Source organism: Devosia beringensis (assembly GCF_014926585.1).
GTDB lineage: Bacteria > Pseudomonadota > Alphaproteobacteria > Rhizobiales > Devosiaceae > Devosia > Devosia beringensis.
Map to the genome: position 1 here is coordinate 1387257 of NZ_CP045422.1, position 14103 is coordinate 1401359.

The following is a 14103-nucleotide window of genomic DNA, read 5'->3' on the forward strand; positions in this document are numbered from 1 at the left end:
TCAGGCAAAGTGGCGCGCGTCGCGCTGCGGCAGACCGGAGCGTCAACATGGCCAGCCAGACTGCGGGATATTCCCGTACCCATATCATCCTGCACTGGGTCATCGCCGCTCTGGTGCTGTTCCAGCTCTTTGTGCATACCGGCATGGAAAATGCCTGGATCGTGAGCCAGGGCGGGGTGGCCGAGGGCGCCAATCCGCTGCCCCATATCCTGGCCGGCATCGCCATCCTGGTCTTGGCGATCTGGCGCGTGGTGATCCGGCTGCGCCATGGCGCGCCCGCCCATCCGGCCGGACAGCCGGCGCTGCTGACGGTCCTCGCCAATGGCGTGCATCTGGTGTTTTACGCGCTGCTATTCATCCTGCCGCTGAGCGGTCTGGCCGCCTGGTTCGGCCATGTCGAGCCCGCCGCCATCGCCCATGTCTATATCCAGCTGGCCTTCCTGCCGCTGATCGGCCTGCATGTGGCCGGCGCGCTGGTGCAGCAGTTCTGGTTCCGCACCGGCGTGCTGCGCCGCATGGCGGTGCCGGACCGGGCGCTCTAGCGAAAGCCAGGGTCTAAGGCTGGCGCACGGTCGCCAGCCGCCCTTGCCCGCCGGGCGGTATAGAAAGGCTCACCACCAGCGTGGCGTCTGCCGCCAGTTCGGGGGCGCGTTCGGCCCATTCGACCAGCACGATGGCGTCCGGATTGTCGCGCAGGCCGAGCTCGTCGATCTCGCGCGGATCGCCCAGCCGGTAGAGATCGGCATGCAGCAGCGGGCCCTTGGCCGTGTCATAGGGCTGCACCAGAGCAAAGGTCGGCGAGGGCACTTCGAGCGCCGGATCGCCGGCCAGGCTGCGGATGATGGCCCGGGCCAGAGCCGTCTTGCCGGCGCCGAGATCACCTTCGAGCAACACCAGATCGCCCGGCTGCAGTTCGGCCGCCAGCGTGGCGCCAAGCGCGGCAGTGGCGTCGTCATCGGGCAGGAAGATGCCCGGCATTATTCGGCGACGGCGGACATCGAGCTGTCGCGCGGCAGGTTGACGGTGATGCGCGAGCCGCGCGGCTCGCGGCGTTCGGCGCTGATGGTGCCGCCATGCAGGTTGACGAAGGTCTTGACGATGGCCAGGCCGAGGCCCGCGCCGCGCTGGCGCCCGCCGGTGGCGCCGGTATTGTCGAGCCGGGTCAGGATGGCCGATTTCATCTCGTCGGTCAGGCCCGGGCCCTCATCCTCGATGACAAACAGCATGCGATCGCCGCGCGGGGCGATAGTCAGCTTGATCTCGCCGCCGGGCGGGGAGAAGCGGGCTGCATTAGAAAGCAGGTTGTAGAGCACCTGCACGATACGCGTGCCGTCGGCGATGAAGGGCGGCAGGTCGGGGTCGATCTCGACCACCAGGTTGATGGGCTTTTCGCCCGAGATTTCGGGGAAACTGGCCGAGAGGCCAGCCCGGGCATTGTCGACCAGCTTGTGCACGTCGAGCCGTTCGGGGCGCAGTTCGGCAATGCCGGCATCGACCGAGGCCAGGTCGAGGATATTGTCGATCAGCACGCCCAGCGTCACCGAGGAGGCGCGGATATAGTCGACATAGGCGGTCTGGCGCTGGTTCAGCGGGCCGGCATCGGTGGCCAGCATTTCGGCAAAGCCGATAATATTGGTCAGCGGCGAACGCAGCTCATAGGAGACGTTTTCCACGAAGGCGTCCTTGAGCACGTCGGCTGCGACCAGGGCGTCATTGCGCTCCTTGAGCACGCGCGAATAGGAGGCGCTTTCGGTGACGTCGAGAAAGGTCATCATGGTCTGCCCGTCGGGCAGGCGGGTAATGGCATAGTCGAGCAGGCGGCCATCGGAGCGGTTGATGCGCCCGGTCTGGTCGGAGCGGGTGGGGTTGAGGTCGATGATGCCACGCTTGAGATCGCGCCAGATGCTGGCGCCATCCTCGGGAATGGCCTTGCCGCTGGCCTCGGCGATCTGGTCGATATGGGGGTTCTTGCCCAGCTCGTTCATGGGCAGTTTCCACAGCGCCGACAGCCGCGGATTGGACAGGGTCAGCCGCCCATTGGTGCCGAACACTGCCACGGCTTCGGAGAGCGAATTGATGGTTTCGCGCTGCACATTGGAGAAGGCCTTGTTGGTCGATTCCAGCTTGAGGCGCTCTGTAATGTCGTCAAAGACATAGATCACGCCGCCGGTGGAGCCGGCGGGGGCCGAGATTACCTTGATGGTGCGGCCATCGGGCAGGTGCCAGGGCTCGTCCTCGAAGGGCTCGGTGCGGCTATAGGCCTGCAGGTGGGCGTCGCGCCAGGTGTGGTAATTGACCTGGGCGGGCAGCATGCCTTCGGTGCGCAGCTTGTCGAGAATGGCGCGCTCGTCCAGCCCCAGGGTGAGGAAACCGTGGCTGAGGTTCCACAGGTTCACATAGGCCTGATTGAACTGGATCAGCTCGCGCCTTGCATTGAAAATGGCAATCGGGGTGGCCAGCGTATCGATGATGCCGCTGATATGGGCCAGGGCATCGGCGCCGGCATTGGCCGCATGGTCGTCGGTCGGGCGCAGCAGGCCGGCGCGGCCACCGGTGACGGGAAATTCCACCAGTTCATAGGCGCCCTGGCGTTCCCAGGCCAGGGCCAGCGGGGTCGGCTGATCGGTGGCATCGCAGGCGCGCAGATGTTCGCGCAGCTTGGTCGGTTCGAGCAGTTCGGGCGGCGCCGTCTCGGTGCCGGATTTACCCAAGGCATGGGCCAGGTCGAGATAGGCCTGGTTGGCATAGACCAGCCGGTCCTGGGCGTCGCGGGCAAAGGCCGGTTTGGTCAGGGTGGCCAGAATGGCGCGGACGCTGGCGAGGTCGCTGGTGACGGCCGCTGCGGCCAGCTGGGGCTCGGCACCGGGCTGCAGGTAGGCGGGGCGCAGGCGCATGGCCGTGCCGCCGCCCAGCACCCAGCCATTGGCGCGGATCAGCCTTCCGTCGAGGGCGGTGAGGCTGACGGTGAAGGCATGGCCATAGACGCGCAGGTCTTCGAGCAGGCGGGCCAGCCGGTCGGCATCGGCGCCGATCAGCCAGCTCTGGAAATTGAGCACGCTTTCGGGCTGCCGGCCGACGGGCAGCACGGATGCGGCCTGGCCCAGCAGCTTGGGGGCGTTTTCGTCGGTCCACAGCACGGTGACTTCGCGCGTGCCGGACAGCAGGGCTTCATATTCATCGACCAAAGCGCGCAGGCCGGCGATCTGTTCGGCGGCCTTGCGGCGGGCCGCCTTGCCGTCGACCAGGGTGGTGCGGATGACAGCCATGGCGACCAGGGCGAAGGCCCCGGCGCCGGCGGCGATAGCGAGAGGGGCTGCACCGGCGAAGCTTGCCGCCTGGGTGCCCTGCGCCAAAGCGGGAACCGCCGTGAGCAAGGTAAGAGGGGCTGTCGCGAGTAGTGCGAATCCCCAATGCTTCCGGAAGTGATCCGGCGCCATGCGCTGCCCTCTAGGTCAAATTGATTTTTTGCCAGTCCGGCGCCGCAAAGAGCCGGTACGCGTCACTACAACGGAAGGACGTAAGCGGCCGACATCTGGGCTCGTCACTTCCGGATCAGCTGTGTGTCCCCCACCAGCCGAATCACCTTGACCATACCGGCACGGCGAATCGCCTAAAAGAGTCTTAATGCCCAAGCTTGTTACGCAAACTCTGGTATCGGGGCTTGACCGGAGAACGAAACAGCAACTTCGAGCCGTCACTGGAAAATCACTCCGGTGGAGCGATTTGAGACGAGAAGGCCATGAGGGCTATCCCCGTATGGCAGGAAGAATATACCAAAACAGATGTGCCCGCGACCGAAGCCGCGGGCACTGAAAGTACGGCGGGCGGCGCCTAGTAGCGGTATTCGCCCGACTTGAACGGGCCGGTCTGGCTGACGCCGATATAGTCGGCCTGTTCCTTGGTCAGCACGGTGAGCTTGGCGCCCAACTTGGCCAGGTGCAGCTCGGCGACCTTTTCGTCGAGATGCTTGGGCAGGACATGCACCTTCTTTTCGAGGTTCTGGCCATTGGTCCAGAGCTCGATCTGCGCCAGGGTCTGGTTGGCAAAGGAGGCGCTCATGACAAAGCTCGGGTGACCGGTGGCATTGCCCAGGTTCACCAGGCGGCCTTCCGACAGCAGGATCAGACGGCTGCCATCGGGCTTTTCGATCAGGTCGACCTGTGGCTTGACGTTGGTCCACTTGAAGTTGCGCAGGCCGAGCACGTCGATCTCGTTGTCGAAATGGCCGATATTGCAGACAATGGCCATGTCCTTGAGCTTGCGCATGTCATCGACCATCAGCACATCGCGGTTGCCGGTGGCGGTGACGACGATGTCGGCGCGATGGGCAGCTTCGGCCAGGGTAACGACCTCAAAGCCTTCCATGGCGGCCTGCAGCGCGCAGATCGGGTCGACTTCGGTGACCAGCACGCGGGCGCCGGCGCCGCGCAGCGATTCCGCCGAGCCCTTACCCACGTCGCCAAAGCCGCAGACGATGGCGACCTTGCCGGCCAGCATGACATCGGTGCCGCGGCGGATGGCGTCGACCAGCGATTCACGGGTGCCGTACTTGTTGTCGAACTTGGACTTGGTGACCGAGTCATTGACGTTGATGGCGGGGAAGGGCAGCTCGCCTTTGGCGTGCAGCTGATAGAGGCGCATCACGCCTGTCGTGGTCTCTTCGGAGACGCCGCGGATGGCATCGCGGATTTTGGTGAAGAAGCCGGGCGACTTGGCCAGGCGGCGCTTGATGGTGGCAAAGAAGATTTCTTCTTCCTCATTGGTGGGCTTTTCGAGGAAGGACGGGTCCACCTCGGCCTTGGCACCATTGAGGATATACATGGTGGCGTCGCCGCCATCGTCGAGGATCATGTTGGGCGTCGAACCCGGCCAGTCCATCATGCGGTCGGTGAAGTCCCAGTATTCTTCCAGCGTCTCGCCCTTATGGGCAAAGACCGGAATGCCGGCGGCGGCGATGGCCGCGGCAGCGTGATCCTGGGTCGAGAAAATGTTGCAGCTGACCCAGCGCACTTCGGCGCCGAGCGCGACCAGGGTCTCGATCAGCACGGCGGTCTGGATGGTCATGTGCAGGCTGCCGGCAATGCGAGCGCCCTTGAGCGGCTGGCTTGCAGCATACTCAGCACGAATAGACATCAGGCCGGGCATTTCAATTTCGGCGATATCGAGTTCCTTGCGGCCAAAGGCGGCAAGGGACATATCCTTGACCGAATAGTCGGTCGATGGGCTGGTCATGGGTAGACTCCGGGGCGTTTAGCGTTGCCCTTGCTATACGCAAGGCGGGCCGCCGGATCAACCAGAGACATAAAGATAAGTTTATATCCCCTTTCAGTCCAGGGTTCGATAGACCGGTCGGCGGCGACGAAACGGCAGGGTGCAGAAGCGCCAAAACGCTGACAGCACCAGATAGCCCAGGATGAAACCGCCGCCGGCATAGAGAATGCCCTCGGCGGTCACTGGCACGGCGGGCTGGTAGTTTTCCAGCGTGCGCCGGCCGATATCGCTGTCGAGATAGGCCGGTAGCGACTGCAGGCGGGTCACCGGATCGGCATTGGCAATGCGGTCCAGCGTGGCGCTGAGCTGCTCATAGCGCACAAAGGTGGCGGCCATGGCCGTGCCGCGGTCTGCCAGGAAGCTGTCATTGGAAACGCCATAGCGCTGCAGCGCCTGCGTCCGATCGAGGCCGCCGACACTGGCACTGCGGTCAAAATCCTCGGTGATGACCCGCAATTCATCGACTGCGCCGCCGAGGCGCTGGGTATATTGCTGGGCATATTCGGGAAACTGGCTGAGCATGACGGCCAGCGCCGCGCCGCCGATTCCGGCAATCATCCGCCGCATGCATCGCTCTCCGTCCTGCCGGGGCACGGGCCGTGCCCGGTTCGGGGGTCAACGCCGGGCCGGAGGCGCCGTTCCACAGGCCCTAACCCGCCATGCCCTCGACGTCCTCGTCAAAGCCGTTATTGACCAGTTCGACAATGGCCTCGAGCGCCTCGCGCGCCTGCTTGCCGCTGGCCTGGACGAGAATGGTGCTGCCGGGGCCGGCGCCGAGCATCATCAGGCCCATGATGGAATTACCGTTGACCGAGGTGCCGTCCTTGATGACGCTGACGGCGGCGTCGAAGCATTCGGCGGTGCGCACGAAACGGGCCGAGGCCCGCGCATGCAGGCCCTTGCGATTGACGATGGTCAGTTGCTGCGCGACGGCGCGGCTGGCATCCATGCGTTCATGCTCCCCACAGCGCCGGGTTCAGCGGCATGGCGATCATGCTCAATCCGCGCCCAGAATGGAATTGGCTACGGTAATGTATTTTCGGCCGGCCTCCTGGGCCAGCTTGACGGCATCCTTGATGGTCATGTCATTGCGCACCCGGCCCAGCTTGACCAGCATGGGCAGGTTGACGCCGGCGATCACTTCGACGTCGCGGTTCTGCATGACGGAAATGGCGAGATTGGAGGGCGTGCCGCCAAACATGTCGGTGAGGATGATGACCCCCTGCCCGTCATCGGCGGCATCGACGGCGGCAAGAATGTCGTTGCGGCGGTCTTCCATATTGTCGTCCGGACCAATGGCGATGGTCGCGCAATGCTCCTGTGGACCCACCACATGCTCGAGCGCCGACTTGAATTCATGGGCGAGCGCACCGTGCGTCACCAGAACCAGACCAATCATGCAAAATCCCCAGCGTGCCGAACTGCGCCCGCGATGCGGCGCCGACAGCTATCCAGTATAATTTGCCCCATGCCCAAACCTGACGCTGCACGGTTCGGACAGACTGCCGACCCGGCAGCTGGCCGAGTGCGGGCCAGTCTTGTCCGGTCAGGGGCGCGATTCAAGTGGTATTTTGTCACGGCGTGTCGAGCGCAGACAGGGCCTCGATCACCAGCAGCATCTGGTGGCCAAGGCTGATGACGGCGCTGGAGGGCACCGGTGCCCGCGGCACGGCGACACCCAAGATATCGGTGCTGAGTGCCTCTTCTTCAAGCATGCGCACCAGGTCGGGCACGATGTCGATGACCAGGCGCAGCGGCACCAGGCTCTGATGCGGCCGGCGGATGATGCCGCGACCGCGCAGTTCGATCAATCCGGCCAGATTGTCCGGCGCCTGCATGACGACCTGCTCGCGGGTCTTGACCAGGTCAACCCGGTCGTCCGAAACGAGAAAGGCCGGCAGGCCGAGCAGCGTCCAGCGGTCGAGCAGCGTCAGCGCCAGCACCGATTTGCCCGCCCCCGAAGGCCCCCGCAGCAAGACACCGGACGACCCCAGCAGCAGACCCGTGCCGTGCACGTTTTTTGGTTCATTCATGCGGGCAATCTATTTGCGTGCGCGCGGTAACACAACCGCGAAGACCGCGCCGGAGCGATCTGTACGGTTGGCAGCCTTGATGGTGCCCTTGTGGGCATCCACGATCTGCTTGCTGATCGACAGGCCAAGGCCCGAATGATCGCCGAAGCTCTCGGTATCGGGGCGATCGGTATAGAAGCGCTGGAAGATCTTGTTGAAGTCGCCGGTAATGCCGCGGCCCTCGTCGGTCACGGTGATGCGGATATCGTCGGCATCGACGCTGAGCCCCACGCGCACCACGCCGCCCTCGGGCGAGAACGAGACGGCATTGTCGATCAGGTTGGCAAAGACCTGCGCCAGCCGGCTTTCATGGCCATTGGTGATGGCCGCGCCCTTGCCGCTGCGCTTGTCCATGACCACGGTGACGCCGCGACCGAGGGCCATGTCCTTCTGGATCGAGACGATGGCTTCGGCGAGCTTTTCGACATCGACGCGTTCGGCGGTTTCGCGGGCCAGTTCGGCGTCGAGCCGGCTGGCGCTGGAGATGTCAGTGATCAGCCGGTCGAGGCGCTTGACGTCGTGCTGGATGATGGCATTGAGCCGCTCGCGGTCTTCCGGGCGCTTGGCCAGGGGCAGGGTCTCGACGGCGCTGCGCAGTGAGGTCAGCGGGTTCTTGAGCTCGTGGGCGACGTCGGCAGCGAAACGCTCGATGGCCTCGATGCGGTTGTAGAGCCCGTCGGTCATGCGGCGGAAGGCGTCGCTGAGATGGCCGATCTCGTCTGGCCGATCGGTGAAATCGGGGATTTCGGCGCGGGCATTGCCGGCGGTCTGCACCCGCTCGGCGGCTTCCGACAGGCGGCGCATCGGCCCGGCAATGGTGCCGGCCAGGGCAAAGGACAGCACGATCTGCACGGCCGCGGCAATCAGGGCGATGCGCAGGATGCTCCAGCGCTCCTGGGCAACGATGGAATCGATGTCGCCCGGCGCCGTCGAGAGCAGGATGGCGCCGACCACGGCGCGCACGCGCTGCACCGGCACGGCGACCGAAACCACGAGCTGGTTCTGGCCGTCGACGCGGACGAAATCTGCGGCCGCGCCCTGCAAAGCCGAGGCGACCTCGGGATAGCGGGCGCCCTCGTCGACGCCATATTCCTGGTATTTGGGGAAATTGTCGCCCGGTACCCAGTTGAGCACGGCATTCCACCAGTCCCAGAGGAAGAACTCATCTGCCTGCTTGGTCTCGATGATCTGCCGCATGACCTCGCCGCGGGCATAGATATTGTCGCTGTCCAGGATCATCAGCCCGCCCTGGTCGTAGATGCGGGCGCGGGTCCGGGTGGGGGTGATGAGGTTGCGCAGCAGCGGCGCGACCCGCTCGGGATTGATGGGGAATTCGAGCGTCGGATCGTAGTAGGAGAGCGAGGAGACCGAGCCGTCGCCCTGCAATTGCAGCAGGCGGTCGGGATTGATCGAGATGACGTCGCTATCCACCGTCGCCGAAGCGGCCACGGCGGCGGCGATGATCTCGCCCTGCACGCGCAGCGACTGTACGCGGGCATCGATGAGCCCGGCACGCCACTGGTTGAGATAGAGAATGCCCACCACCAGCACCAAGAGGCCCGCCATGTTGAGCACGATGATGCGGCGCGTCAGGCTGGCAAAGATGGTCAGGTCGAGAAAGCGGCTGATGGCCCCGGCCAGCTTGTAGAAGGGGGCCACCAGCAGGCGCCAGCGGCGACCGGCGCGCGGCGTCTCGGCCGGCGACGGGGCATCCTCGCCCGCGCCCGCCGCGCGCCATTCGGCGGCAGCGTCGGGCTGGTGCGGGCGATCGGAGTCCAGAATAGCCACAGTGGTGCCTATTGCTCCTTGAAGCGGTAGCCGACGCCATAGAGCGTCTCGATCATTTCGAAGTCGTCATCGGTCGCCTTGAACTTCTTACGCAGGCGCTTGATGTGGCTGTCGATGGTGCGGTCATCGACATAAACCTGGTCGTCATAGGCCGCATCCATCAGCGCATTGCGCGACTTGACGACGCCGGGCCGCAGGGCCAGCGACTGCAGGATGAGGAATTCGGTGACTGTCAGGGTCACGCGCTGGCCGTTCCAGGTGCAGGTATGGCGCTCTTCGTCCATGACCAGGGCGCCGCGCTCGATCAGCGCCTTGCCGCCACCGGCCTCGAGCGCGGTGCCGGCGGGTGCCGACGGATCGCGCGGCGCCGAGCGGCGCAGGATGGCCTTGACGCGTTCGACCAGCAGGCGCTGGCTGAACGGCTTGGTGATGAAATCGTCGGCGCCCATCTTGAGGCCAAACAGCTCGTCGATCTCTTCGTCCTTGGAGGTGAGGAAGATCACCGGGATGTCGGACTTCTGACGCAGGCGGCGCAGCAGTTCCATGCCATCCATGCGCGGCATCTTGATATCGAGAATGGCCAGATCCGGCCGGTCGGTGGTCAGACCCTCCAGACCCGAGGCACCGTCGGTATAGGTGGCGACCTGATAGCCTTCGGCCTCCAGTGCCAGGGACACTGAAGTGAGAATATTGCGGTCGTCATCGACGAGAGCGATCTTGGGCATGAACTGCCTTTCTTGTTTGGACGCTGGCAAACGTGACGGTCAGAGCGACCGTTATAGCTGCTTGCAGGCGACAATTACGCATTAATTAAGGCGCGGCCAAGGAGCGTACAACCTTAGACTTGCTGCACAGGCCCCGCGAGAGTGCGATGCAACTTCCGTCTTACGACCGATTTCCCGATGGTGGGCGGTCCGGTTGCGCCGCTATTTTACCGGCCAAGGCGGACGGCAATAGGCTGGGCCGCGACGGAGTTGGTCATGTTCGATCATGAAAGCCTGAGAAGCACAGTGGCGGCACGCGCCGGCTCGATGTCCCACAATGCCATCGCACCGGTACTGGTTGCACGGGCCATGCAGGGCGAGGAAGGCGTGCTCACCGCCGATGGCGCGGTTTCGGTGCGCACCGGCGCCTTTACCGGCCGCTCACCCAAGGACAAGTTTATCGTGCGCGACGCCCTGACCAGCGCCAGCGTGTGGTGGGACAATGCGGGCGCCATGAGCCCGGACCATTTCGACCTGCTGCTGGCGGACGTGGTAGCGGCCATGGGGGGCCTGAGCCTCTTCCGCCAGGACCTGCTGGCCGGGGCCGATCCGCGCCACCAATATGGCGTGACCGTGCTGACGCCCAGCGCCTGGCACGCTCTGTTCATCCGCAACCTGTTGATCCGGCCCGGCGAGATGGTGCCGACCGGCAGCAATCCCACGCCCGTCACCATCGTGCATGCCCCGGCATTCCAGGCCGACCCGGCCCGCCATGGCAGCCGCAGCGCCACGGTGATCGCGCTCGACATGAGCCGGAACCTCGTCATCATTGCCGGCACCTCCTATGCCGGCGAAATCAAGAAGAGCGTCTTCTCCCTGTTCAACTTCCACGCGCCACGCCAGGGCGTGCTGCCCATGCACTGCTCGGCCAATCTCGGGCAGGACGGCGAGGCGGCCCTGTTCTTTGGCCTGTCGGGCACGGGCAAGACCACGCTTTCCAATGATCCGGCGCGCCCGCTGATCGGCGATGACGAGCATGGCTGGAGCGAAGATGGCGTCTTCAACCTCGAAGGCGGGTGCTATGCCAAGACCATCAAGCTGAGCGCCACGGCCGAGCCGGAGATCTTTGCCGCCACCAGGCGCTTCGGCACGGTGCTGGAAAATGTCGTGCTCGACGAAGCCCATGTGCCCGATTTCGACGATGTCTCGCTGACGGAAAATACCCGCGCGGCCTATCCCATCCATGTGCTGCCGGCCATTGCCAAGGGCAGCATGGGCGGCACGCCGCGCACCGTCGTCTTCCTCACCGCCGACGCCTTTGGCGTGCTGCCGCCGATTGCCCGGCTGACGCCGGAACAGGCGGTCTACCATTTCCTCTCGGGTTATACCGCCAAGGTCGCCGGCACCGAGCGCGGCGTGACCGAGCCGCAGGCGACCTTTTCGGCCTGCTTCGGCGCGCCCTTCATGCCGCTGCACCCCACGGTCTATGGCGACATGCTGGCCGAAAAACTCTCCAGCAGCGGCGCCTCTGCCTGGCTGATCAATACCGGCTGGACCGGCGGCGGCCATGGCGTGGGCAAGCGCATCGATATCGCCTCGACCCGACGCCTGCTCAGCGCAGCGCTCAACGGCGAGCTGGACGATGTGGAGATGCGGACCGACGAACTGTTTGGCTTTGAGGTCCCGGTCACCGTGCCCGGCATTGCAGCCAAGCTGCTCACGCCGCGCCTCACCTGGGCCGATGCCGACGCCTATGACCGCCAGGCGATGCACCTGGCCGGGCTATTCCGCGCCAATTTCGAGAAGTTCGGCGAGGCCGCCAATGCAGCGCCGGGGCCGCGACTGGCCCAGGCTGCGGAATAGGCGAGGGTTGCCGTCCGGCGCACCGGCTTTCCTCCCCCGTTCACGGGGGAGGGGGACCGCCAATAGGCGGTGGAGGGGGGAGCCACACCCACCACGTCAATGGATATTGCACGATCGAACCACGGTTTCGCGCCTGTGGCTCCCCTCTCCACCACGCTCCGCGTGGTCCTCTCTCCCGTGAACGGGAGAGGAAGCCGCACCCTCGCATCTCTCCGAGCCGTCAGAGTCGCCGAGATGGCATGGGGCGCGGTGTGACCCACCTCTACCAATCTGCCGGACGACCGGCACCGGGCGCATCTCGCCCCCTGTCGCAGCCGCAGGCCCACGGGCCGTGCGGAGCTTTGTCATGTCATGATGTTCGGAGAGAGCGCCTAGTTGGGCGAGTAGAAGATGTGCGAGCCGATCTGGGCGACGGCATTATAGGTATTGGCCCAGTTCGGCCGGACATTGGTGGTGTGGTAGAAGAGGGCCGAGCGCGGCACGGCGCCCACCGCTTCGCCGGTGGCGAATTCGGCATAGACCGTCTCGGCCAGCGCCGCCGAACGGTTCCAGGCGCTGCGTTCGCCGGGTGCATCGGTGCGGCCGTCACAGGCAAAGGTGAACTGGCAGCGATGGAAGCCCTTTTCGGCGTTCTGGTAGATGACACCACACAGGGTCGAGGGGAATTTGCTGGAGCGGGCGCGGTTGACGATGACATTGGCCACGGCCAGCTGGCCAGCAGCGCTTTCGCCGCGCGCTTCGTGATAGATGGCCTGGGCCAGGCAGTTGCGCTCGGCATCGGCCAGTTCGAGGCGCTTGCTCATCGGCTGGTAGCCGGTCTCGATATAGGCGGCCAGCGACGCGGTATTGAGCGCGGGCTGCGGGGTCACCGGGGCGGCGGCGAAGCTGGCCAGGGCTGAGACGGCGCTATTGTCGGTGAGGGTGCCGCGGGCGATGTAGCCCATCAGCACATCTTCATTGAGCGGGCGGGGCGCGGCAATGCCGAGCACGTCGACGGCCTGCAGTACCTGCTGCCGGGCGACGTAATTGGCCAGCAGAGCGGGCGTGAGTGGCTGTGCGCCCGGCGCCAGTGGCACCAGGGTCGGCCCGATGGCGGGCTGGGCGCGCAGCACGACAAGGTCGGCGGGGACGGGAAGAGGGGAAACGGCAGCCAGTTTAAGCGATTCTGCCTGGGCAGGGACGAGGGTCACGAACAGCACGAGCGCCACGGCGCAGAGGGCAAGTACATGCGAGAGAGCACGTACAGCTTTGAGCTGCCAGGTTTTCGTCATGCCCCGTCCTTACCCCTGGGCGCATCCGGTCATATCCGGTGCACCTTCGTCCGGACCCGCTGACGGGCCCTTGGTCACTTCCCGCGCACCCTAGCCAAGCTTGGCCGTGGTGGGAAGTCAGAATTTACGACTGATTAACTATAGCCGTTAGCTTCTTAAGTTAGGGTTAATCTACCCGCCGGCAGATGAAAACCCTTGAAAGACAAGGCCTTGCTGCGTGGTGAAGGGGGTGTGGGCAGGATAGCTAAAAGTTTACGGAGCCCCGGCACGATTCGTGGGGAGCCCAAGAGGTTAACAATTGCCGATATGGAAAATCCCCGGCCGAGGCCAGGGCTTGGAAGGCGACAGCCGATCGGCGCCCGGTTCAGCGGTGGCGGAAAGCGGCCTGGCGGACGTGGTTGAGGCTCTCCATGACCGCAATGCCCAGGGCGCGAATCTCCTCGCTGGGATGGACCAGGTCGGGCACCATAACGGTCTGCATGCCGGCGGCATGGGCGGCGCGCACGCCGGCATGGCTGTCCTCGAGCGCCAGGCAATGCACCGGTTCGATGCCCAGGCGTTTTGCCGCGGTCAGATAGGGTTCGGGATGCGGCTTGGGATTGGTGACGTCATCGCGGGTGACGATGGTGTCGAACAGCTCGAGCAGCCCGGCCGCCCCCAGATGGGTATGGGCATGGGGCTGGCGCGAGGAGGTCGCCACCGCCGTGGGAATGCCGCGCTCGCGCAGCTCGAGCACCAGTTCACGGGCGCCGGGCTTGACCGGCACGCCGGCATGGCTGCGCTCGCCCATGATCACGCGGCACCGCTGGTCGAACAGGGTATAGGGGAAGGTCACGCCATAGGCTTCCACCAGCAACTGGTTGGTGCGCTCATGGCTGCCGCCGACCATGGAGAGGTGGACATCGTCGGTCATGGGGAAGCCGAGCTCGTCGCAGACCTCAAAGACGATGGTGCGGAACACGGCCTCGGTATCGAGCAGCGTGCCGTCCATATCAAAGATCACCGCCTGGAACGGGGTGAGGTGCAGCAGTTCGGTCTGGAGTGTCATCATGGCTGGATATAGGGCGATTTGCGGCGCGATGCTAGGCGCCTGCGGGAAAGGCAGGGTTGCGCGCTGGCGAATAGGAGCGGCTG

General features: G+C 65.0%; 13 protein-coding genes. 2 read left to right on the top strand and 11 right to left on the bottom strand.

All coding sequences use genetic code 11. From position 1 onward, the window contains the following. The first annotated feature begins 47 nt into the window (after positions 1-47). Positions 48-542: a cytochrome b gene (locus GDR53_RS06720; RefSeq protein WP_193337297.1), complete on the top strand. Its 495-nt coding sequence runs from the start codon at positions 48-50 to the stop codon at positions 540-542. 13 nt (positions 543-555) lie between these two features. Here the strand turns inward: GDR53_RS06720 and tsaE are convergent, their stop codons facing one another. From tsaE to GDR53_RS06765, 9 genes are all read right to left on the bottom strand, one after another. After that, the gene (gene tsaE / locus GDR53_RS06725; protein WP_193337298.1) at positions 556-978 is read right to left on the bottom strand and encodes a tRNA (adenosine(37)-N6)-threonylcarbamoyltransferase complex ATPase subunit type 1 TsaE; all 423 of its coding nucleotides are present in this window, start codon (positions 976-978) and stop codon (positions 556-558) included. Further along, positions 978-3374: a sensor histidine kinase gene (locus GDR53_RS06730; protein WP_193337299.1), complete on the bottom strand. Its 2397-nt coding sequence runs from the start codon at positions 3372-3374 to the stop codon at positions 978-980. Before GDR53_RS06730 ends, tsaE begins: the two co-directional genes overlap by 1 nt. Positions 3375-3831: 457 nt before the next feature. Continuing rightward, positions 3832-5232 (bottom strand): adenosylhomocysteinase, encoded by a 1401-nt coding sequence (gene ahcY, locus GDR53_RS06735; RefSeq protein WP_193337300.1) that lies wholly within the window; start codon positions 5230-5232, stop codon positions 3832-3834. A 93-nt stretch (positions 5233-5325) separates the two neighbouring features. Beyond that, a complete protein-coding gene (locus GDR53_RS06740; RefSeq protein WP_193337301.1) occupies positions 5326-5838 on the bottom strand; it encodes a DUF2937 family protein in 513 nt (170 codons plus the stop codon). A gap of 82 nt (positions 5839-5920) precedes the next feature. Continuing rightward, positions 5921-6220, bottom strand: coding sequence for an HPr family phosphocarrier protein (locus tag GDR53_RS06745; protein WP_193337302.1), 300 nt, complete (start codon positions 6218-6220; stop codon positions 5921-5923). 48 nt (positions 6221-6268) lie between these two features. After that, complete coding sequence (locus GDR53_RS06750) at positions 6269-6670, bottom strand: PTS sugar transporter subunit IIA (protein WP_193337303.1); 402 nt, start codon at positions 6668-6670, stop codon at positions 6269-6271. 175 nt (positions 6671-6845) lie between these two features. Continuing rightward, the gene (locus GDR53_RS06755; RefSeq protein WP_193337304.1) at positions 6846-7304 is read right to left on the bottom strand and encodes an HPr kinase/phosphorylase; all 459 of its coding nucleotides are present in this window, start codon (positions 7302-7304) and stop codon (positions 6846-6848) included. Between the two features lie 9 nt (positions 7305-7313). Beyond that, positions 7314-9131 carry a sensor histidine kinase gene (locus GDR53_RS06760; protein WP_232846751.1) on the bottom strand — a complete coding sequence of 606 codons (1818 nt, stop codon included), beginning with the start codon at positions 9129-9131 and terminating at the stop codon, positions 7314-7316. Positions 9132-9139: 8 nt separating this feature from the next. After that, on the bottom strand, positions 9140-9856 hold the full coding sequence (locus GDR53_RS06765; protein WP_193337305.1) for a response regulator transcription factor: 717 nt from the start codon (positions 9854-9856) through the stop codon (positions 9140-9142). 255 nt (positions 9857-10111) lie between these two features. Between GDR53_RS06765 and pckA the strand changes: the two genes are divergently transcribed. Then, positions 10112-11698 (top strand): phosphoenolpyruvate carboxykinase (ATP), encoded by a 1587-nt coding sequence (gene pckA / locus GDR53_RS06770; protein ID WP_193337306.1) that lies wholly within the window; start codon positions 10112-10114, stop codon positions 11696-11698. Positions 11699-12069: 371 nt separating this feature from the next. Here pckA and GDR53_RS06775 read toward each other — a convergent pair whose 3' ends face one another. Both GDR53_RS06775 and GDR53_RS06780 read right to left on the bottom strand, forming a co-directional pair. Next, on the bottom strand, positions 12070-12969 hold the full coding sequence (locus GDR53_RS06775; RefSeq protein WP_193337307.1) for a cell wall hydrolase: 900 nt from the start codon (positions 12967-12969) through the stop codon (positions 12070-12072). Between the two features lie 364 nt (positions 12970-13333). Further along, positions 13334-14017: an HAD family hydrolase gene (locus GDR53_RS06780; RefSeq protein ID WP_193338001.1), complete on the bottom strand. Its 684-nt coding sequence runs from the start codon at positions 14015-14017 to the stop codon at positions 13334-13336. Positions 14018-14103: the final 86 nt, after the last annotated feature.

Excerpts from the sequence above, each read along its gene's own strand:
- GDR53_RS06720 (WP_193337297.1), top strand. The coding sequence starts at position 48 with ATGGCCAGCCAGACTGCGGGATATTCCCGTACCCATATCATCCTGCAC.
- GDR53_RS06750 (WP_193337303.1), bottom strand. The coding sequence starts at position 6,670 with ATGATTGGTCTGGTTCTGGTGACGCACGGTGCGCTCGCCCATGAATTC.
- tsaE (WP_193337298.1), bottom strand. The coding sequence starts at position 978 with ATGCCGGGCATCTTCCTGCCCGATGACGACGCCACTGCCGCGCTTGGC.
- GDR53_RS06755 (WP_193337304.1), bottom strand. The coding sequence starts at position 7,304 with ATGAATGAACCAAAAAACGTGCACGGCACGGGTCTGCTGCTGGGGTCG.
- GDR53_RS06780 (WP_193338001.1), bottom strand. The coding sequence starts at position 14,017 with ATGACACTCCAGACCGAACTGCTGCACCTCACCCCGTTCCAGGCGGTG.
- GDR53_RS06765 (WP_193337305.1), bottom strand. The coding sequence starts at position 9,856 with ATGCCCAAGATCGCTCTCGTCGATGACGACCGCAATATTCTCACTTCA.
- GDR53_RS06740 (WP_193337301.1), bottom strand. The coding sequence starts at position 5,838 with ATGCGGCGGATGATTGCCGGAATCGGCGGCGCGGCGCTGGCCGTCATG.
- GDR53_RS06745 (WP_193337302.1), bottom strand. The coding sequence starts at position 6,220 with ATGGATGCCAGCCGCGCCGTCGCGCAGCAACTGACCATCGTCAATCGC.
- GDR53_RS06775 (WP_193337307.1), bottom strand. The coding sequence starts at position 12,969 with ATGACGAAAACCTGGCAGCTCAAAGCTGTACGTGCTCTCTCGCATGTA.
- pckA (WP_193337306.1), top strand. The coding sequence starts at position 10,112 with ATGTTCGATCATGAAAGCCTGAGAAGCACAGTGGCGGCACGCGCCGGC.
- ahcY (WP_193337300.1), bottom strand. The coding sequence starts at position 5,232 with ATGACCAGCCCATCGACCGACTATTCGGTCAAGGATATGTCCCTTGCC.